Annotated in this window: 17 protein-coding genes and 1 pseudogene; 1 reads left to right on the top strand and 17 read right to left on the bottom strand. The window is 71.5% G+C overall.

Features of this window, described 5'->3' with window-relative positions:
• Window positions 1–39: 39 nt before the first annotated feature.
• From EF879_RS02920 to EF879_RS02905, 4 genes are all read right to left on the bottom strand, one after another.
• Complete coding sequence (locus EF879_RS02920; protein ID WP_123554340.1) at window positions 40–999, bottom strand: SCO2522 family protein; 960 nt, start codon at window positions 997–999, stop codon at window positions 40–42.
• Entirely contained in the window at window positions 999–1916 is a 918-nt protein-coding gene (locus EF879_RS02915; protein WP_123554338.1) for an SCO2523 family variant P-loop protein, read from the bottom strand. Before EF879_RS02915 ends, EF879_RS02920 begins: the two co-directional genes overlap by 1 nt.
• Window positions 1916–3748, bottom strand: coding sequence for an SCO2524 family protein (locus EF879_RS02910; RefSeq protein WP_123554336.1), 1833 nt, complete (start codon window positions 3746–3748; stop codon window positions 1916–1918). Before EF879_RS02910 ends, EF879_RS02915 begins: the two co-directional genes overlap by 1 nt.
• 311 nt (window positions 3749–4059) lie before the next feature.
• Window positions 4060–4389, bottom strand: coding sequence for a hypothetical protein (locus EF879_RS02905; protein ID WP_123554334.1), 330 nt, complete (start codon window positions 4387–4389; stop codon window positions 4060–4062).
• A gap of 147 nt (window positions 4390–4536) precedes the next feature.
• On the opposite strand from EF879_RS02905, the pseudogene EF879_RS02900 reads away from it, so the two are divergent.
• Window positions 4537–5260 (top strand): annotated as a pseudogene (locus EF879_RS02900) (PP2C family serine/threonine-protein phosphatase).
• 182 nt (window positions 5261–5442) lie between these two features.
• On the opposite strand, the gene EF879_RS02895 reads toward EF879_RS02900, so the two are convergent.
• The 13 genes from EF879_RS02895 to EF879_RS02835 form a co-directional block, all read right to left on the bottom strand.
• Window positions 5443–5817 (bottom strand): hypothetical protein, encoded by a 375-nt coding sequence (locus EF879_RS02895; protein WP_148086342.1) that lies wholly within the window; start codon window positions 5815–5817, stop codon window positions 5443–5445.
• A 262-nt stretch (window positions 5818–6079) separates the two neighbouring features.
• A complete protein-coding gene (locus EF879_RS02890; RefSeq protein WP_123554331.1) occupies window positions 6080–6727 on the bottom strand; it encodes a response regulator transcription factor in 648 nt (215 codons plus the stop codon).
• Complete coding sequence (locus EF879_RS02885) at window positions 6718–8322, bottom strand: sensor histidine kinase (protein WP_123554328.1); 1605 nt, start codon at window positions 8320–8322, stop codon at window positions 6718–6720. Before EF879_RS02885 ends, EF879_RS02890 begins: the two co-directional genes overlap by 10 nt.
• A gap of 172 nt (window positions 8323–8494) precedes the next feature.
• A complete protein-coding gene (locus EF879_RS02880) occupies window positions 8495–9178 on the bottom strand; it encodes a hypothetical protein (protein WP_123554326.1) in 684 nt (227 codons plus the stop codon).
• A 26-nt stretch (window positions 9179–9204) separates the two neighbouring features.
• Entirely contained in the window at window positions 9205–10239 is a 1035-nt protein-coding gene (locus tag EF879_RS02875; RefSeq protein WP_123554324.1) for a methyltransferase, read from the bottom strand.
• Window positions 10240–10298: 59 nt separating this feature from the next.
• A complete protein-coding gene (locus tag EF879_RS02870) occupies window positions 10299–11039 on the bottom strand; it encodes an SDR family NAD(P)-dependent oxidoreductase (RefSeq protein ID WP_123554322.1) in 741 nt (246 codons plus the stop codon).
• A 71-nt stretch (window positions 11040–11110) separates the two neighbouring features.
• A complete protein-coding gene (locus EF879_RS02865) occupies window positions 11111–12334 on the bottom strand; it encodes a cytochrome P450 (RefSeq protein WP_123554320.1) in 1224 nt (407 codons plus the stop codon).
• Window positions 12335–12591: 257 nt separating this feature from the next.
• Window positions 12592–13416, bottom strand: a complete 825-nt coding sequence (locus EF879_RS02860) for an SDR family NAD(P)-dependent oxidoreductase (RefSeq protein ID WP_123554318.1) — start codon at window positions 13414–13416, stop codon at window positions 12592–12594.
• A 151-nt stretch (window positions 13417–13567) separates the two neighbouring features.
• Window positions 13568–14206 (bottom strand): antibiotic biosynthesis monooxygenase, encoded by a 639-nt coding sequence (locus EF879_RS02855; protein WP_123554316.1) that lies wholly within the window; start codon window positions 14204–14206, stop codon window positions 13568–13570.
• A gap of 53 nt (window positions 14207–14259) precedes the next feature.
• On the bottom strand, window positions 14260–14853 hold the full coding sequence (locus EF879_RS02850; RefSeq protein WP_123555303.1) for an NADPH-dependent FMN reductase: 594 nt from the start codon (window positions 14851–14853) through the stop codon (window positions 14260–14262).
• Between the two features lie 5 nt (window positions 14854–14858).
• Window positions 14859–16100 (bottom strand): MFS transporter, encoded by a 1242-nt coding sequence (locus EF879_RS02845; protein WP_199736104.1) that lies wholly within the window; start codon window positions 16098–16100, stop codon window positions 14859–14861.
• A gap of 65 nt (window positions 16101–16165) precedes the next feature.
• Complete coding sequence (locus tag EF879_RS02840) at window positions 16166–17464, bottom strand: acyltransferase (RefSeq protein WP_123555301.1); 1299 nt, start codon at window positions 17462–17464, stop codon at window positions 16166–16168.
• A gap of 23 nt (window positions 17465–17487) precedes the next feature.
• Window positions 17488–18252: an SDR family oxidoreductase gene (locus EF879_RS02835; protein ID WP_123554312.1), complete on the bottom strand. Its 765-nt coding sequence runs from the start codon at window positions 18250–18252 to the stop codon at window positions 17488–17490.
• Window positions 18253–18260: the final 8 nt, after the last annotated feature.

Genomic DNA, 18260 nt, shown 5'->3' with positions numbered 1-18260 from the left:
GCCGGACCGCCGTCCCGACCCAACCGTGCCCCTGTGCGGTCAGTCGCCGATGAAGACGTACTCGACCCGCTCGACGAGGTCCTTCGGCAGATCGATGTGCTCGTTACGGCTGCGCGTCTGGATCTGGTCGAGGACGGCTGGGCTGATCGAGACCTGGCTGAGGATCGTCCGGACGGCGTGCTCGACCGACAGGAAGCGGGAGCCGAGTACCGAGAAGGTGCGGTACGCGCTGAACGGCGCCGCGTGCGGGTTCAGTTTCACCACCGCCGGCATGTCGTCCCAGTCGTCCGGCCAGTCGTCGAGCTGGTACGGGTTGGTCACCCCCTCGCCCTCGTGCCGGAGCAGGCCCATCCGCATCAGTTGCCAGACGGCGGCGAGGAACGGGCAGGACCAGCGTCTCCGTCCGTCCTCCTCGTAGTCCCAGAGTTCGACGTCCAGGAAGATCGAGTGCCGGTTCGCCGCGTTCTGCACCGGAGGCTGCCAGGGTCGGCCGGCGCTCATCGCCTGGCCCGGCCCCGAGGAGGGCGACCGCTTGCCGTTGCAGAGCCAGCCCGTCTCGGAGGTGGGCGGTCGGTCGCCGGTGGTCTCCGGGACCGGGTCCGAGACGAGCTGGGTGAGGACCAGCTCGGCGAGGGGGATGTCGTCCGCCTGGGCGCACCCGGCCTCACGGGCGAAGTAATCGATCACCAACCCGGTGTCCTGGGCGGCCTGGCGTACCTGTTCCATGACGAAGCGGGGGGTGCTGAACCGGGTGAAGTAGTCGTCGATGAGGAAGCAGGTGCTGATCCGGGGCTTCCCGGTCGGCGTACGGTCCAGGCAGGCCTGCCGGGCCGCCGCGACCCACGGTACGACCCGGGCGAAGTGCCGGCGAAGCTGCTCGGCGCCGCCGGCGAACTCCTCGATGTAGAGGTGCCCGAGCTCGATGGAGAGGTGCGACAGCGGCACGGACTCGACGCTGCGTCGGGCGGTGCTCTCCTCGAATCTGACGTCCGGTCCCATCACAGCATCTCCCAGGCCGAGTCGTCGACGATGAGCTTCGCCAGCAGCGAGAAGGCCTCGACCGTCTCCAGGTTGGCGATCTTGCGAGCGTGCACGTCATTGTCGGAGATGAGCTGCTCACGCCATTGCAGCACGGGGTCGAGCGGCACCGAGCCGATCAGCATCGTCCGGCCGACCCGACTGACGCTGGCCAGTTCCAGCAGGTCCTGGTTGCACTCCCGCAGCCAGGCGACCTGTGCGGGCTTGAGCCCCTCCAGCTCGGGCGAGTCCGGATCGACCACGGCGGTACGGACGAACCGCAGCGAGTTGAGCAGTTCGTCGTAGTCGTGCCCGGCCCGGGTGCCGATGTCGAGGATGCCCCGCGGGCCGTAGACCAGCCCCGAGGCCGCCAGCACGTGCTGCCGCGTCCAGCGGTGGAAGACCAGCCACCGGCACCGGACCGAACGCAGCTTCGGCATCGCGGTGGCGGCGAGGACCATCTGGGTCGCCCAGGAGCGTCCGGCGCTGAGGTCGACGAGGCTCAGGTCGAACTCCTCCTCCAGCCGGAGGAAGAGGTCGGCGCAGCGTTCGACGTGCTCGCGCGTGGCCGGGAACTCCCCGCCGCCGGCGTCCCCGGGGAGCAGGACGAGCCGCCCGGCACCCGGCGGCCGCTCGCGCAGGCTCGCTCGGTCGGACTCCGCCCAGACCTCGATCCGCTGCGGCTCGGCCAGCGCGCCGTCGAGGTATTCGTGCAGGCCGCCCCGGGTGGTGCCGTGGGCGACGGCCGCGATGTTGAAGATGGCGCCCGCGGTCGGCGACCCGAAGTCGAAGTCGAGGTAGCAGACATCGCTACCCTGCAACGCACTCCGGTAGAGAATGTTGCTGCTGGTCACCGAGCGGCCGGTGCCGCCCTTGTCCGAGGTTGCGAAGATCAGCATCAGCCCGCCTCCGCGACGTCCTTGCGGGCGGCGTTGAGCTCGTCCAGCGAGAGCAGCGCGGTGGCGGCGAGGGACGCGGCGGTGCCGGGACGCTCGTGCACGATCTCCCGGGCCCGCCGGAGGCTGAGCCGGACGACCTGCAGGGTCTGCCGGATCTTCGGCCCGCCCTCCGCCGTACCGCTGAGCAGTTCCATGTCGTAGAGGTGCTCGGCCTCGTTCAGCAGATCCAGCGCGTACTCGGTCAACCGCTCACTCCGCAGCGGTGGCCGGCGCAGGACCTTGACGGTGGTGACCAGGGACTGCACCACCCGTTCGGTGTAGTACCACGAGGGTGCGTCGTAGTAGGTGTCGAGCTGGCGGAACGCCCGCGCCGGCTGGTCCCAGAGGCTGCGCGCCGGCCCGCGGTCGAGCCGGCGGATGATCAGGTGGTCCCAGACCCGGTCGGCCAGGTCCAGCAGCCGTGCCCGCGCGTCGGCGTCGCTGAGCAGGCCGGCGATGTACGCGGTGCGCTGGAGGAGCAGTGCCGAGAACTCGCTCACCGTCCAGCGCAGGGTGGGCCCGCCGAGCAGCTCGCTGCGCTGCAACCTCAGCTCGACGCCGGGGGCGTGCAGGTGCAGCGCCGGATCCTGGTCGAACGGACGCCGGGTGATCCGAGCGCGATTGGCCAGCTCCTCCAGGATCGCGCCGATCCGGCTGAGCTCCGCGTCGGCGCCCCGCTCCTGTACGAGGCCCTTGACCGCCAGCGAGGTCACCAGCAGCGTGTAGTAGTCCGACGCCTCGCGGTCGGTGGTCCGCCACGGGATGTCCTCCAGCGGCCACCGGTGACCGTCGCCGAAGGTGGCGACCGTCGCCCAGTAGGTCCGGGTCAGGTCCCAGCGCAGTTGCAGCGCCCGGGCCAGCCGCTGCTGCTCGTCGTTGAGCAGGCCGAGGATGCGGGTCCGCTCGGTGAACAGCTCCTCGATCGCGTCGATCGCGATGACCGTGAAGTAGAGGTACGGCTCCTCCGGCGCCACCCCGGCCGGCTGGCTCCCGATCGGCTCGGTCGTCTCGACCTCCGGGGCGTCCCGGACGATCCCCCAGGACCAGCCGCACTCGAAGAGCCGGTTGGGACTGTCCAGGTCGGCCACCTGGCCGGAACCGATCAGGATCTCGCGGAAGCTGGCGATCGTCTGACGCAGCCGGCGGCGCAGTTGGGCGACGACCTGCCGCTGCGGCAGGTCGCCCTGGTTGATCATGGAGCAGAGCGCCTGGCCCTCGGGCGAGTCGATGTCGAAGACGTTGACCGCGAAGCTGCGCAGCAGCCCCACCATCGCGGCGGTGAGCCGCGCGCTCGCCATCGCCTCAAGTTCGTCGATCTCACGCAGGACCTCGTCACGGCGTACCGCCGTCCGAAAGACCCGGGCGAAACCGATGGCCGCCAGGGACAGGGTGATCGACATCGCGAACGAGTCGACGATGTCGAGGTCGAGTTGCTGCTCGGTCGGTTCCGCGCCGTCAGTCTGGAAATACGTCCGTCCGGAGAAGATCGGCGTCCCGGATGTGTCGGTGTACCGCTGGTAATACTCGGTCAGGAGCTGGACCAACACCCGGGGAATCTGGGTGGCGGTGCCGAGCGGCCGCAACGCCTTGATCATTTCGTCGGCGGTTTCGTCCGGACGGTCCAGGCTGAAGTCCGCCTGCGTGGCCGGCAGGAGAATACAGAGCAACTGCTCGGCGTCGCTGATCGAATTGGGACCGTCCCGGCCGCCCCACTGCCACTTGCCGTCCTGCCAGCTCGTTCGGACGGTGGCTCCCCAGATTTCCAAGAGCTCCTGACGGGGCTGGATCCTCATCTGTCGTGCACCACCATCCGCGAATCAACCGGTCAGGTCGTCAATGCGCTCATGTTATGGCGCGTCGCGCTTCGCCGCGGCCCCGTACCGCGCCGGATGATCCGTCGATCCCGACGCGTCCCGGCACTCCCGACCCGCGACCCCGTCGTGAATCACAAGAAAATGCTGGTCAACGCCGGACTGCTCGACCTATCCACAGTGGCGCCACGTTTCATGGCCACCATCCCCTTCGCACTCCGGGCCTATCTACCAATGATGGCGCACACGTCAAGTGAGGCGGAAACACCGGCGACCCGGATGAACGGATCTCGCTATCCCGGCCGGTCAGCTCGGCCGACCCACCCCGGTACCTCCGGCCGGTCCGCGCGGGCCAGCGCCGTCGGTCCGGCGCCGCCCTCGATCGTCAGCAGCTCCATCAACCGGTACGGGTTGCCGCCGGTCCGCCGCCAGACGGCCGCCACCAGGTCGTCCGACACCTCGGCCGGATCGGGGTAGACCTGGCCGAGCACCTCCGCGACGTCCGCCGGGGTCAGCGGGCCCAGGCGCTGCCGGACGGCGCCGGGCGCCCCGGCCAGCCGGGCGAGGGGGGCCGCGACGATCCGCCGGGACACCGCCATCTTCGGCGGCCGGCTCGCCACCACCAGCGGGGCCGGAAGATCGGGCGCCGCGGCGAGAGGGCAAACTCGGCCAACTCACCGGCGCGCCCCACCATCGACACCGGCATCATGGCGTCCGCCCTACGTGGTACTGCCTAGAGACCCGCGTGGCTGACGCGGCAAGCTCAGAGGATGAGCGTCATCCTGCGCAGCCTGGCCCCTCAGCGACCCTGGTCTGCTCCGGGCCAACAACGAGGACGTGGCCTTCGCCGGCACCCGGCTGATCGCGGTCGCCGACGGCATGGGCGGAGCGCCCGCCGGCGAGGTCGCCAGCGAGATCGTGATCAGCGCCCTGGCGCCGGTGGAGCAGCTCACGGCCGGGCAGGCGCCGCGGGACGCCCTGGTCGCGGCGCTCCGCACCGCCAGCCAGCGGATCGCGGAGGTGACCAGGGCCGACCCGCAGACGCAGGGCATGGGGAGCACGGTCACCGCGATGCTGCTGCACGGCACGAGCCTGACCATCGCGCACATCGGCGACTCGCGTGGCTATTTGCTGCGCGACGGCGTGTTGCGGCAGGTGACCCGGGACGACACCTTCGTCCAGGAGCTCGTCGACCACGGCGGGCTGACCCCGGAGGAAGCGCGGCGGCACCCGCAGCGGTCGCTGGTGACCCGCGCGGTGCAGGGCGTGCCGATCGATCCGGCCACGACCGTCCTGCGGGTGACCCCGGACGACCGGCTGTTGCTGTGCAGCGACGGGCTCTCCGACGTGGTGGAGGACGAGCTGATCGGGCAGGTGCTGGGGACGTACCCGGACCGGGAGGGGTGCGCGCGCCAGCTGGTCAAGCTGGCGCACCAGGCCGGCGCCCCGGACAACGTCACGCTGGTCGTGGCGGACGTCGCCGAGACGGGCTGAGCCGTCCGGCCCGGCAGGCGCGTCCCGATGATGGCCGGTATCCCGGCGGACGAGCCGCAGCCCGGGCGCTGGCCGTCGACGGTGCCGCCCCGGCCGCCGCGCCGCCACTGCGCGAGATCCTCCCGCAGCCCTCGTGACGTCGCCGGCCGGCAGGTGGTCACGGGCCGGGTGTCACCAGACCGTCACCTCGCGGCCAGCCACTCTCCGCCGCGTGCCGCCACCCGGCCGAGCAGCACCACCAGGACGAGGCTCGGCACGATCATGAAGAGGTGGTCGACCCGGAACACGTCGTCCCGGACGATGTGGGTGCACAGGGAGACGGTGAGGACCGCCGCCGCCCACGCGAAGGCAAAGATCATCCCCGGCACCGCCGCCCGGCGCGGCAGCATCGGCGTCACGAGGGCGAACAGCAGGACGAGCGCATCGGGCACCAGGAACGGGTTGTCGGATCGGATCGCGCCCGAGGTCAGGAAGTAGACCACCATCACGACGACGATCGCCGCCGCCGCGAGCCGCGCGACCAGCACGGTGTCCAACCGACGAACAGTCCCAGACACCCTCGTTCCTCCCGAGTTCGCCGTCCCGACCCGGTGTCGGGACCCCGCACCGAGTCTGGGGCGGGCCTCGCCGGCCGCCAACCGTGCCAACCCTCAGCCGCCCGCAGGGTCGCCGCACCGGGCCGGTACGGCTACCCGCACCACCGCCCGACCGTCGCCCGCGCTCGGCGGCCCACCCGCGGCGCGAGATCGGCCCACCCGCGGCTCGAGATCGGGCCGGCCGGGGCGCGAGATCGGGCCGGCCGGGGCGGGCCCGAGCCGCTCAGCCGTTGAGGTAGCGGAGTACGGCGAGCACCCGGCGGTGGTCGTCGGGCCGGGAGGGCAGCGAGAGCTTGGCGAAGATGGCCGTACAGTGCTTCTCCACCGTCCGCTCGGCGATGCCGAGCCTGGCGGCGATCGCCTGGTTGGTGCGGCCCTCGGCCATCAGGGCCAGCACCGCCCGCTCCCGTTCGCTCAGGTCACGCAGCGGGTCGTCCGGGCGGTCCCGGCGCCCGACGAGCTGGTCGATCACGACCGGGTCGAACGCCGACCCGCCGTTGCCGACCTGCCGTACCGCCGTTGCGAACTCGGTCAGGTCCGACACCCGGTCCTTGAGCAGGTAGCCGACCCCCCGGGCGCCGCCGTCGAGCAGCTCGACCGCGTAGCTGGCCCGGACGTACTGGGACAGGACGAGGATGCCCGTCTCCGGGTGTCGCCGCCGAATCTCCCGGGCCGCCCGCAGCCCCTCGTCGGTGCGGGTCGGCGGCAGCCGGATGTCGACGATGGCCACCTCCGGCCGGTGCCGGGCGACCTCGGCGAGCAGCGCGGCGGCGTCCGCGACACTCGCCGCGACAGTGAACCCGACCTCCGCGAGGAGCCGAACCAGCCCCTCGCGCAGCAGCGTGTTGTCCTCGGCGACAACTACCCGCACGGCAGTGTTGCCCGTACCCGCGTCCCCCTGCCGGGCGGACTCTCCACCTGGAACACTCCTCCCTCGACCGCCACCCGCTCGGCCAGCCCGCGCAGTCCCGACCCGGACGCCGGATCGGCTCCGCCCCGGCCGTCGTCGCGGACCTCCAGCGTGAGCTGCCCGGCGCGCAGCCCGATGCGCAGCTCGGCCTCGTCCGCCGCGGCATGCTTGGCGATGTTCGCCAGTGCCTCCGCGACGACGTAGTACGCCGTCGTCTCCACCTCGGCCGGCAGTCCGGCCGGCACGTCGTCCGGAATCCGCAGCGGCACCGGCGACAGCGTAGCCAGTTCCCGGATCGCGCCGGCCAGCCCGCGTTCGGTCAGCATCGGCGGGTGCAGGCCCTGGGTCAGGGCGCGCACGTCGTCCAGGACCGCCAAACCGGCCTCCCGGGCCTCGCGGAGCAGCGACCGGGCCCGCTCCGGATCGTCCGGCAGCACCGCCTCGGCCAGGCTCAGCGCCATCGGGATCGAGAGGAGCCGCTGCTGTACGCCGTCGTGCAGGTCCCGCTCCAGTCGTCGGCGTTCCGCCTCGGCGGCCCGGACGAGGTGCCGACGGGACTCGGCGAGTTCCCGGAGCCGGGACCGAAGCTCGGCGGTCAGGCGTTCGTTCTCCAGCACCAGGCCCAGGGCCGCGCAGGCCGCCTCGATCAGATCCGGTTCCTCCAGCAGCGCCCGGTCGTGGACCACGATCGCGATCGGCTTGCCGTCCCGGTCGATGCGGGTGACCGCCCGATCCGGCTCATCCGGCGAGGGAGGCGTGACCGGATGTCCGCCGGTGTCGACGTACCGGCCGGAATCGGCCACCCAGTAGCCGATGCGCAACGTCGGGTCGTGCAGCGTGCGGGCCAGTACGATCTCCGGGCGCACCGGACGGTCCGCCCGGTGCAGCCGGACGACCAGGTCGGCGACGCCGGCCCGGTCGATCCGGCGACGCAGCAGGCCGGCCAGGTAGGCCAGCGGGATCGTCGTCAGCGCCACCTGGAGTACGGCGTTCAGCCCGGCGACGTCCCGCCCGGCGATGGTGGCCGGCTTCACCGCGACGACCAGCGCCGCCGCGATCACCGCCACCCCGAGCAGCGGACTGAGCTGGCGGCGGCGGGGCCCGGTGCTGCGTACCCAGCGGACGGTCAGGTGCACGACCACGGCGGCGCCGGGAACGACGACCCCGACGATCGCGACCACACCGGCGCCGCCGCGGCCCGGCCCGGCGCCGGGCCACAGTGCGGTGAGCGTGCCGACGACGGTGAGACTGAGATATCCCAGTGCGACGACCAGCCGCGACGCCACCGTGCCGAGCCGCCCGGCCGGAAACGCCACCACCAGGTGGACGAACATCGCCGCCCAGGCGCCGGCGCGGACCACCGCGACGCCGTCCGGCAGCGCCACCGCAGCCGGCAGTTTCGCCAGCACCCACAGCACGCCGACGGCGAGCAGCAGTGGCCCGACCCGATTGCGAGGGCGGGCTCGCCAGCCGACCAGGCCGGCCAGGACGAAACTCAGGCCGACCAGGCACGCGACCCCGAGATCGAACGCACCGGCCGTCACAGGCTCGATCATCCACGTCCGTCCCGGTCGCGCAAAGGTGCGTGACCCGTGCGCGACAGGTGCGCGACGGCGGCGAACCCGACACGCACGCACCGGACGTCACCCGGCCGCCGGGCGGTGGCGGTTACCGGCGTCGCCGGGCTCCCGAGTCGCGGCGATGGCCGAGGTCACCCCCAGCCCGAGGTCACCGCTGTTCCGGCGCGGTGAGCGTCACGTGGTGCCGGTAGCGGGCACCGGCACCGGTGTCCCCGCTGCCGACCTGTTCCAGAATCGGCTCGATGACCTCGGCGATGTGCGCCACCGCCTCCTCCTCGGAGGCCCACTCGGAGAGCAGGAACACGCTCGTTCCGTCGACGCTGATGTGGAAGTTGGCGGCGATGGCGCCGGGGTAGGCCCGCTCCTTGCCCTCCGCCGCCTCCTCCGAGGCCAGCAGGCCATCGACCCAGTTGCGGGCCGCCGTCTCGTTCTCCATCTTGAAGATGGCGGCCGGGAAGCACTGTGGCACCGGAGCCGGGTCGGTGATCGCACCGCCCCGCACCACCCGGTACAGCTTGTACTGCCGGGGTTCGGGGGACTCGACGCCGGGTATCCCCCAGCCCGGCACGCCGCGGGAGATGCCGCCCTCGTCTCGTAGCGAGGCGGCCAGCGCCTGGTCGGAGGACCACTGGGCGTAGGTCAGCACCAACTCGCCGTCGGTGCTGACGAAGCAGGTCAGCGACACGAGGCCGGCAGACCAGGAACAGGACCGCCAGTGGGCCACGATCGCGTCCGCCACGGCCCGTTGCCGCCCGGGGCCACCGGCAACGATCTCGGCGACGAGCACTGAGGTGACGTCTGGCCGGTCGATGACCGGCGGTACGTGGGACATGCGCGACTCTCCTCGGGGTGCGGTGGTCAGCGGTCCTTGTGCCCGATGACCAGGACGTCGTCCGGCATGCCGGCCGGCGCGACCGTTTCCGGGCGGAAGCCCACCTTGGTCAACCAGCCGTGGCACTCCTCCACCGAGTACTCGCTCCCGCCCGCCGACCAGACCAGCATGCTCAGGCTCGCCAGCACGGCGTTGAACGGTGGGTTCGCGCCGTCGACCATCGGGTCGTAGACGAGGACGGCGCCACCGGGGCGGACCGCCTGGTACGCGTTCTGGAGCAGCTTGATCCGGTGTTCCTCACTCCAGTTGTGCAGGATGTGGCCGAAGATCAGCACATCGGCCTCGGGAAGGGGGTCGGTGAAGAAGTCGCCACCCACGAACGAGACCGCGTCGGTGCCGCCGAGGGCGGCCATGTGCCGGGTGAAGGCCGACTCCAGCTGGGGCAGGTCGAACACGATCGCGGTCAGGTGAGGATTCCTGGTCACCAGGGTGTGTGCGAGGTTGCCCCGCGCGCCGCCGACGTCGACCACGCTGCTGTACGGGCTCCAGTCGAGGCTGCTGACGTGCAGCCCGATCGGCGTGTTGAACATGTCCATGCTGTCCAGGAACGCCTCGGTGGCCGCCTCGTCCCGGTACAGCGAGTCGTACGGGTTGCCCTCGATCGCGGCGCGGTTCTGCGGTTGGCCGGTGCGGAGCGCCACGGCGAGGCCGTCCCAGGCCGGGTTCAGCTCGCGCGCGCAGAACTGCAGATAGCCGCCGATGTACTGGGGCCGGCCCCGGACCAGGAACTGCTCGGCCGTGGCCGAGTTGCGCAGTCTCCCATCGTGGGACTCGAGCAGCCCCAGGCCGACCAGGGCCAGGAAGAAACCCTTGGCGCCGGGCATCCGGTAGCCCAGGCGCTCGCTCAGCTCGGGGATGGTCGCGGAGGAGCCGGAGAGGTTGGTGAACAGGTCCGCCTCCACCGCGGTCACCAGGATCTTGGTCTGCCAGTGCCCGGTGGCGATCGCCATGATCGCTCCGAGGTCAGGATCTGCGGGGGGCTCGGGGTGTGCGGAGTTCATGTCGGTCGCCTCCTCGAAACGGGGCCGGTCGCCCGTACGCGGTGCGCCTCGCGCCGGGGCTACCAGCGGTACGGTGTGCCGTCGTAGTTGAAGAACCGGCCGGTGACGCCGTCGTCGTTGTGCAGCGCCAGCCGGACGACGCCGGCGGCGCCCTCGGCGGGATCACCGGCGCCGGGGGGCGGCGATCCACCGCCGAAGCCCGTGGCCCGCAGGCCAGGACAGATCGCGTTGACGGTGATCCGGGTGTCCCGCAGCTCGGTCGCGTACAGCACGGTGACGGCGTTGAGCGCCGCCTTGGACGACCGGTAGGCCAGCGGCGTGAGATCGGCCCAGCGAGCCGTCGGATCCGTGAGCAGGTGCATCGCTCCCAGGACACTGGTGACGTTCACGATGCGGGCCGCTGGGGAACGCCGCAGCAGCGGCAGCATCGCGTTGGTGGTGGCGATGACGCCGAACACGTTGGTCTCGTAGGTGGCCCGTACCTCGTCCAGGCTCGCCTGCGACGGCGGTGCGAAGCCGGCCGCGATCCCCGCGTTGTTGACCAGAATGTCCAGCCGTCCCGGGTCGGCTTCGATCGCCTTGGCCGCCGCCGCCACCGAGGCCGCGTCGGTCACGTCCAGTTGGACCAGGTGAACGTCGAGCCCGTCGGCGGCCAGGGCCGCCACGGCGGCCCGCCCGCGGTCAAGATCCCGCGCCCCGAGCAGAACGTGCACCCCCGCCTCGGCAAGCTGCCGGGCGACGTGGTAGCCGATCCCCCGGTTGCCACCGGTGACCAGGGCGACCTTTGCCGTCTCGGTCATTCCCTCCGCCTCCGTCGTCGCTCACCCGCGCCGCCCGGGTGGCCGGTGCCACCCGGGCGGCGCGTCGCCGGCTACCACCGCACCGGCAACTCGTCGACCGCACGCATGACCCGGTTGGTCCGGAAGACCACCTCGTCGGCAGGGACCGCGAGCCGGAGCCCGGGCAGCCGCCGGACCAGCGTCCCGAGCGCGACCTGGAGTTCCAGCCGCGCGAGCGGAGCGCCGACACAGTGGTGCACGCCGTGTCCGAAAGCCATGTGCGGGTTCTCGGTACGCGTGAAGTCGATCTCGTCAGGACGGGCGAACACGGTGGCGTCCCGGTTGGCCGAGGCCAGTTGGACGATGACCGCCTCGCCGGCACGGACCGTCCGCCCGCCCAGCTCGATGTCCTCGGTCGCGATCCGGGCGAAGAAGCCGACGGTCGCCTCCAGCGGGGTGAACCGCAGCAGTTCCTCGACCGCGCTCGGCACCAGCTCCGGCTCGGCGACCAGGCGGTCCCACCGCTCCCGCTGACTGAGCAGCAGGTAGACGAAGTTTCCGATCTGGTTGGCGGTGGTCTCGTGGCCGGCGACGAGCAGCGTGACCCCGAAGGCGACCAGCTCCTCCTCGCTGAGTTTGTCGCCCTGGTCGCGGGCGGCGACGAGGGCACCGAACAGGTCGTCGGTCGGCTGTGCCCGGCGCTGCGCCATCAACCCGGCCAGGTACGAGTCGAGGCTCTCCCGGGCGGAGAGGATGACCTGCGGATCGTCGGCGGAGAGTGCGACCAACTGGTCGGTCCAGGTGCGGAACGTGTCCCGGTCGTCGACCGGCACCCCGAGCATCTCGCAGATGACGGTGATCGGCAGTGGCCAGGCCAGGGCGGCGGTCAGGTCGGCCGGCGGACCCGCCGCGATCATCTGATCCAGCAGGTCGTCCACCAGGGCCTGCACCCGCGGGCGCAGGTCACTGACCCGACGGCTGGTGAACGCCTTCGCGACGAGCCGACGCAACCGCGTGTGCTCCGGCGGATCCATCCCCAGCAGCGAGCCGCCCTGCTGGTCCACGGGGGTGATCCGGGGCGCCGCGGTACCCACCGCGGCAGCCCGGCTGAACCGGGGGTCGGCGAGCACCGTCCGCACGTCCTCGTAGCGGGTGGCGAGCCAGGCGTCGCCGCCGTAGGGCATGGTGACCCGGGAGAGAGGCTCCTCCCGCAGAGCGGCGTAGCGCGGATCGAGATCGAGGCGTTCCGCGACGAAGTCGCTGGCGGGGCGGGGGGTGGGCGGGGCCTGCCGGGAGTCCACCTGGGGGGAGTTCATGGGCTGAGCGCCTCCTCGGGGAATGGTGGCGGCCGCGGATCGACCAAGGGCCGGGCGAAAATCTTCCAAATTGACTGACATAAATTGTCAATTGATCGCGCGGCGCCTTTCATAGTAGGCGTGTCGCGGACCGTTTCAATCAGGCGGACCTCAAGCTATCGTCAATTCTTCGTCAAGTCCTCACCCCGCCCGGCCCCTGCCGCCGGCGATGCCCGGACGTCAGCCCGTCCCCAGATCTCGCCGCCTCGGACGACCATTCAACGGGACAGCATCTTCTCGGTGAGGGTGTGCAGCCGAAGCGCGTCGTCGCGATCGAACGCAGGACCGTCCACGCTGATTCGTCGCCCTTCCACGAAGGCGCTCAGCGGCTCGTCCGGTGGCGTGTCCAGCAGCGTGAGAATCGGAGCAACGCTCTGCTCGACCGGCTTCCCGAACCGCTTCATCGACTCGATGTGGGCGGCGGTCGGCGGGTCGTACTCCCCGGCGAAACTGGTCGCGGTGCTGCCGGGATTCACCAGGACGTACCGGATTCGGCTTTCCGGGTGGACGGCAGGGAAGGCCGCCCCGAGCAGATCGTTCAGCCTGCCGCCCTGCATGAGGGCGGTGACGCCATCGTAGTTGCGGGCGAGCCCGAGGTCGTCCCAGTGGATGTCGGTCGGGTTCGGGCCGGGGCCGGCGACGTTGACGACGACAGGTTGCTGGGCCCGCTCCATCGCGTCGGCGAGCCCGTGCCCGAGCAGGAACCGACTCAGGTAGAACAGGGCCAGGTTGTGCTCGAACCCCTCCGCGGTCACCGCGTGCCTGCTGCGGAAGAACCGGGCGCAGAGCACCAGCGCGTCCACGGTCGGAAAGCGAACCTTGATCTCCTTGACGACCCGCTCGTTCTCGCTGACCAGGCTCAGATCCGCCCGGACGACCATCGCCTCGGCGACGGCTCCCCCTTTCCTCGCGGCGTCGACGAGCGCCGCGCCCTTCGCCTGGTCCCGGCCGACGATGACGACAGTGTCGCCCCGACGCAGGCAGGCCAGCGCGAGCCCGGCGCCGATCCCGTCGGTTCCGCCCGAAATCACAATGGTCTTCACGAACTGACTCCTTCATCGACCCGGGTTGCGCCTGGCATCGACGTGGGCACGTCAGAGCTCATCGGGCCGTCGTCCGGGCCACATCATACCGATTGGTCCGTCATACTGTACCTGCCAGTTCAAGTTGTTGGACGACCGTACCGGCTCGAAGCTACGGCTGACAGCTCTCGTGCAGGTGGTAGCGGGTGAAGCCGATGGGGCGTACGCCCGGCGTGGTGGTACTGATCCGCAGAGCGGTGGCCCGGGTCGAACCGGCGAGAAACGTTTCGTGCGCCTCGTCCGTGGTCCACTCCGCGTAGTTGAGCACCCGGCTCCCGTCCACACTGACGTGGAAGTTGGCGGCGAGCAGCCCAGGCTGGCCGTCCGGTGGTGCCTGTTCGATGGCGTCGACGATGGCGTCGACGATGTGCGCCTGCCGGTCCGGCCCGTCGACGTCGAAGGTCGCGACGACCACACACCCGGGCGCCCCGTCGGCGCACACCACGCAGCGCCGCAACCGGTACTCCACCGCTCCGACCTGCACCGCGCCCGGGGTGGACCGCATCGCCCGACGGTAGCCCGCCGGGTCGGCGCACTGGACGTACGCCAGGATCGTGTCTCCGGCGACGCTGACGAAGGAGCTGGCAGAGACGATTCCCGCTCCGCCGGCCGGGTCGCGCCACTGCCGGCCCAGCCCGCCGAGCAGGCGCGACCGGCTCTCCGGGTCCGGGACGTACCAGGTGCTGACGAAGACGGCCGTCGCGTCGGTGCGGCGTACGTCTGGCATGGTCTTCACGGTCGCCGTGGTCATCAGGTCTCCTGTCACCGTGGTTCTCCAATCTGGCGGTACGACACCTCGGTGCCTCAGCGGCGGTACGGCCGGACCGCCCGCGCCGTCCGCAACGCCTCCGCCCACCAACAGAGCTGGTCGAGCAGGGCCTTCGCAGCGGCCTCGGCCTCCCCGGCGGGTGCCGGGACCCCACGCTCGTCAAAGCGGGTCCAGGCGTTGTGAAAGCTGACCGTCTCGCGGACGGTCACGGCGTGCAGTTCGGCGAAGACCTGACGCAGGTGCTCGACCGCGCGCAGGCCCCCGGCGAGCCCGCCGTAGGAGACGAAACCGACCGGCTTGGCCGCCCACTCGTCGAGGAACCAGTCGAGTACGTTCTTCAGCGGCGCGGGGAAGCTGTGGTTGTACTCCGGTGTCACGACGATGAAGGCGTCGGCCGCGGCCAGCCGGGCGCCCAGCCGGGCGCGTACCTCGGCGGCCTCGGCGGACGGCGGATGTTCGGGGGACGGCAACGCCAGCGGCAGCGGATGGTCGAGCAGGTCGATCCGGTCGACGGCCAGGTCCGGCCGCTCACTGGCCCGGCCGACCAGCCAGTCGGCAACGGTGGGGCCGAGCCGCCCGGCACGGACGCTGGCGATGATGACGGCGAGTCTGATCGGGTGGTCCGGCAACTGACTCACTCCTCGACGGCTCGGTGGGTCGGAATCCGCTGGCCCTCCGCCGCCTCGGCCCGCGGTCGTTGCCCGGCTCGGTCGGCGGCCGGTCCGCGCGTCAGCCCGATCAGCGCGGTGACCAGCCCGACGGCGGCGGCCGACGTGGTCAGCGCCAGCGCCGCACGGTGACCGCCGGCTGCCGCCGCCAGGATCACCAGCGGCAACAGCAGCGCGGCACCGAACTGGACGGCCGTCTGGTACAGCGCCACCGCGACGCCCCGCCGAGGCACCGGGATCTCGGCGGTGGCCTGCATGTTCAGCGCCGCGAACGCGAACACGAACCCCGCCTCGACCAGCAACAGCGCCGGCAGGGCAGTGGTCGGATACGGCTCGGCCGCCGGACGCCACAGGTAGTACGCCTGGCCGAGAAACGCCGCGAAGGCACCAACGGCTATCAGCCGGGCCGTGCCGAACCGGGCCACCATCGCGGCCGCGAAGGGAACGGTGAGCACCAGCGGGACACAGGCTGGCAGCAGCGCGAGCACGGTCTGCCAGGGACGCCAGCCGATCCCGCCGGCCTGGAAGGTGAAGAGCACCAGCAGGCTCTGGTACGTGCCGTTGAGCGTGGCGGCGCCGAGTGCGGAGCGGACCAGCGCGCCACGCGGGAGCCCGCGGAGCCGCGGTGCGGCGGATCGGGGTGGGTCGGGGGGAAGCAGGCGCAGCCCGGACACGAGCAGCAGCAGCGCCACCGGGGCAGGGAACAGGAAGACCCCGTGCCAGTCCACCTCCACCAGCCCGGCGGAGAGCAGTAGCCCGAGGGTGAAACCCACCGCGCCGACCCAGGCGTAGACCGAGACGGCCCGCCGCTGGGGCGTCCCGCCGGGGAACGTGCTCACGATGATGGCGAGCCCGGCCGGGGCGGTCAGTGCGGCACAGCAGCCCTTGACCACCCGGGTGGCGACGAGCACCGCGATGTCATCGGAGAGGCCGCCGACCAGCGAGGCGAGCGCGAACCCGGCCATCGCCGCGAGGTAGAGGCGGCGGGTGCCCCAGCGGGCGGTGATCCGGCCCCCGGCGAGCAGCAACACGCCGAAGCCGACCGCGAAGCCGCTCATCAGCCACTGCGCGCCCCACGGCGAGAGGCCGAGGTCGGCGCCGATGGTCGGTAACGCGACCAGCACCACCGACACCTCGACGGAGTCCAGCGCCATGTTGCCGGAGAGGACCAGCAGCAGCGCCCAGAGCCGGGGCTCCCATCGGGTCACCGGCGTCCGGCGGGCCGCGGTCCCGGCCGTCCTCGCGGATCCCCCATTGGCGTGGTGGACAGGCGTCATCGCGGCTCCACCACTGACACGGTGGGCAGTTCCGCCGGTGGGGCGGCGGACGGGCCAGTCGGCGCGGCCATGGTCGCCACCGCGCCGGCAGCCTCCGGTGCGGACCCCACGGCGGTCGCCTTTCGGGCCGGTGCCACGACGGTACCGCGGCGCGGGTGGCTCCAGCGCCGCATGATCGGCCGCTCGACACCCACGTAGAGCATCCATCCGGCCAGCAGGTTGGCCAGGAACAGCCCGGCGATCACGGCGGTGGCCTCGGGCACGTCGAAGACCCGCTCCGGACCGAGTAGCCATCGACCGTAGAACAGGACGATCCCCTGGCAGATGTAGAGCCCGAAGGACACCTCGCCCAGCCAGCGCATGACCCGCCCCCGCAGCACCGACGGGGCACCCCGGTGGTCAGCCGCCGCCGCGGCACAGATGAGCGCCCCGATCGGCAGGATCGTGGCCACGGTGAACTTGAACAGGAACGGAACGACCTGCACCGCCGCGTACCCGAGCAGCATCAGACCGGCTGCCGGGGCGATGCCGAGCGGCAGCCACCGCCCGGAGAGCACGATTCGCGCCAGCACCATGCCGAGCACGAACTCGAACAGGCGCGGCACCGGGAAGAAGTAGCCGAACCAGAACTGCGCCACCGACGCCGGGCTTCCCTGGTACGAGGGCTGGTCCGGCAGCAGGAGGTAGCCCACGACCGGGACCAGGGCCATGCCGACGACCAGCACGCCGGCCCACGTCCAGAGCCGGTTTTGGGGTATCCGCCGGACCGGACGGACGATCAGCGGGAACAGCAGGTAAAACAGCAGCTCGCAGCTGAGCGTCCAGGATGGCACGTTGACGGTGAGAAAGAACTCCGGCGACGGGAAGAACGCGTGCACCAGCAACAGGTTCGGCAGCCATCGGGATGGCGGGGTGAGCACCGCGGCGAACAGCACCATGGCCAGCGCCCAGGTGACGAGGTGGTTCGGAAAGATCTTCAGGATCCGCCGGCGCAGGAAGGCCCTGGCCGGCTCACCGGGTCGGAGGGACCAGGTGAGCACGAACCCACTCAGGACGAAGAAGAACGACACCCCGATGAAGCCGAACGTGCCGAATGCCCAGGTCAGGGCGGCGGCCAGGTCGGGGTCGGCGTACGGGTTGATCGGCGTGTACGGCGGTATGTACGAGCCGGCGAGGGTCGCGTGGCACAGGAAGACCAGCAGCGCGGCAACGAATCGCAGCCCGGTCAGCGAGTGCAGCGGGCCGGGACGGTCGGCGGGGCCGGCCCGACCCGAGGGCGGGGTGGGTGTACTCATCTCGGTGGCGTCTCCGTCGACCATCACCACTCCAGCCGCCGCCCGGTCGGCGTTCCGTCCTCGGTGAGGAAGGCGGCCGTGGGCCCGTCGTCGCCGAGGGTCGCCAGCAGCACCGGGATGCGGGCGCCCTGTTCCGGGGTGAGGACGCCCCGGTGGTCGTTGATGTCGGTGGCGACGAAGCCCGGAGAGACCGCGTTGACCAGGATTCCGGTGTCGCGCAGCTCGTTCGCGTAGGTGACGGTGATCGCGTTGAGCGCCGCCTTCGACGTGTTGTAGTCCAGGACCGCCGGGAACACCCCGGGCGGGAAGACCCCGGTCGGATCGGTCCGGTCGGCGGCGTGCCGCAGCGACCCGAGCAGGCTGCTGACGTTCACGATCCGGCCGGCAGCCGAGCGCCGCAGCAGCGGCATCATGGTGTTGGTCACGGTGATCACGCCGAACACGTTCGTTTCGAACGTGCGCCGCACCTGCTCGATCGGGGTCTGGCTGGGCGGCAGGGGCGGCCCGCCGATGCCGGCGTTGTTGACCAGCGAGTCGAGCCGCCCCACCTCCTCCTCGATGCGTTTCGCGGCGAGCGTCACCGAGAACTCGTCGGTCACGTCGAGGCGTATGAAGTGGACGTCGAGGCCCTCGGCGCGCAGCTCGCGCTCGGCGGCGCGGCCCCGGCCCTCGTCACGCGCTCCCAGGTAGACGTGGCAACCACGTTTGCCGAGCCCGCGCGCGATGGCCCGACCGATGCCCCTGTTGGCGCCGGTCACCAGGGCGACGCGGGTACTGTCGGAGATCATGCCGTCTC

This window comes from Micromonospora sp. HM5-17, assembly GCF_003762835.1.
GTDB lineage: Bacteria > Actinomycetota > Actinomycetes > Mycobacteriales > Micromonosporaceae > Plantactinospora.
Note: the sequence above shows the minus strand (reverse complement) of the source record. Positions and strands in the feature narration are given on the sequence as shown.

Excerpts from the sequence above, each read along its gene's own strand:
- EF879_RS02870 (WP_123554322.1), bottom strand. The coding sequence starts at position 11,039 with ATGACCGAGACGGCAAAGGTCGCCCTGGTCACCGGTGGCAACCGGGGG.
- EF879_RS02885 (WP_123554328.1), bottom strand. The coding sequence starts at position 8,322 with ATGATCGAGCCTGTGACGGCCGGTGCGTTCGATCTCGGGGTCGCGTGC.
- EF879_RS02920 (WP_123554340.1), bottom strand. The coding sequence starts at position 999 with ATGGGACCGGACGTCAGATTCGAGGAGAGCACCGCCCGACGCAGCGTC.
- EF879_RS02855 (WP_123554316.1), bottom strand. The coding sequence starts at position 14,206 with ATGACCACGGCGACCGTGAAGACCATGCCAGACGTACGCCGCACCGAC.
- EF879_RS02880 (WP_123554326.1), bottom strand. The coding sequence starts at position 9,178 with ATGTCCCACGTACCGCCGGTCATCGACCGGCCAGACGTCACCTCAGTG.
- EF879_RS02835 (WP_123554312.1), bottom strand. The coding sequence starts at position 18,252 with ATGATCTCCGACAGTACCCGCGTCGCCCTGGTGACCGGCGCCAACAGG.
- EF879_RS02840 (WP_123555301.1), bottom strand. The coding sequence starts at position 17,464 with ATGAGTACACCCACCCCGCCCTCGGGTCGGGCCGGCCCCGCCGACCGT.
- EF879_RS02915 (WP_123554338.1), bottom strand. The coding sequence starts at position 1,916 with ATGCTGATCTTCGCAACCTCGGACAAGGGCGGCACCGGCCGCTCGGTG.
- EF879_RS02875 (WP_123554324.1), bottom strand. The coding sequence starts at position 10,239 with ATGAACTCCGCACACCCCGAGCCCCCCGCAGATCCTGACCTCGGAGCG.
- EF879_RS02865 (WP_123554320.1), bottom strand. The coding sequence starts at position 12,334 with ATGAACTCCCCCCAGGTGGACTCCCGGCAGGCCCCGCCCACCCCCCGC.
- EF879_RS02910 (WP_123554336.1), bottom strand. The coding sequence starts at position 3,748 with ATGAGGATCCAGCCCCGTCAGGAGCTCTTGGAAATCTGGGGAGCCACC.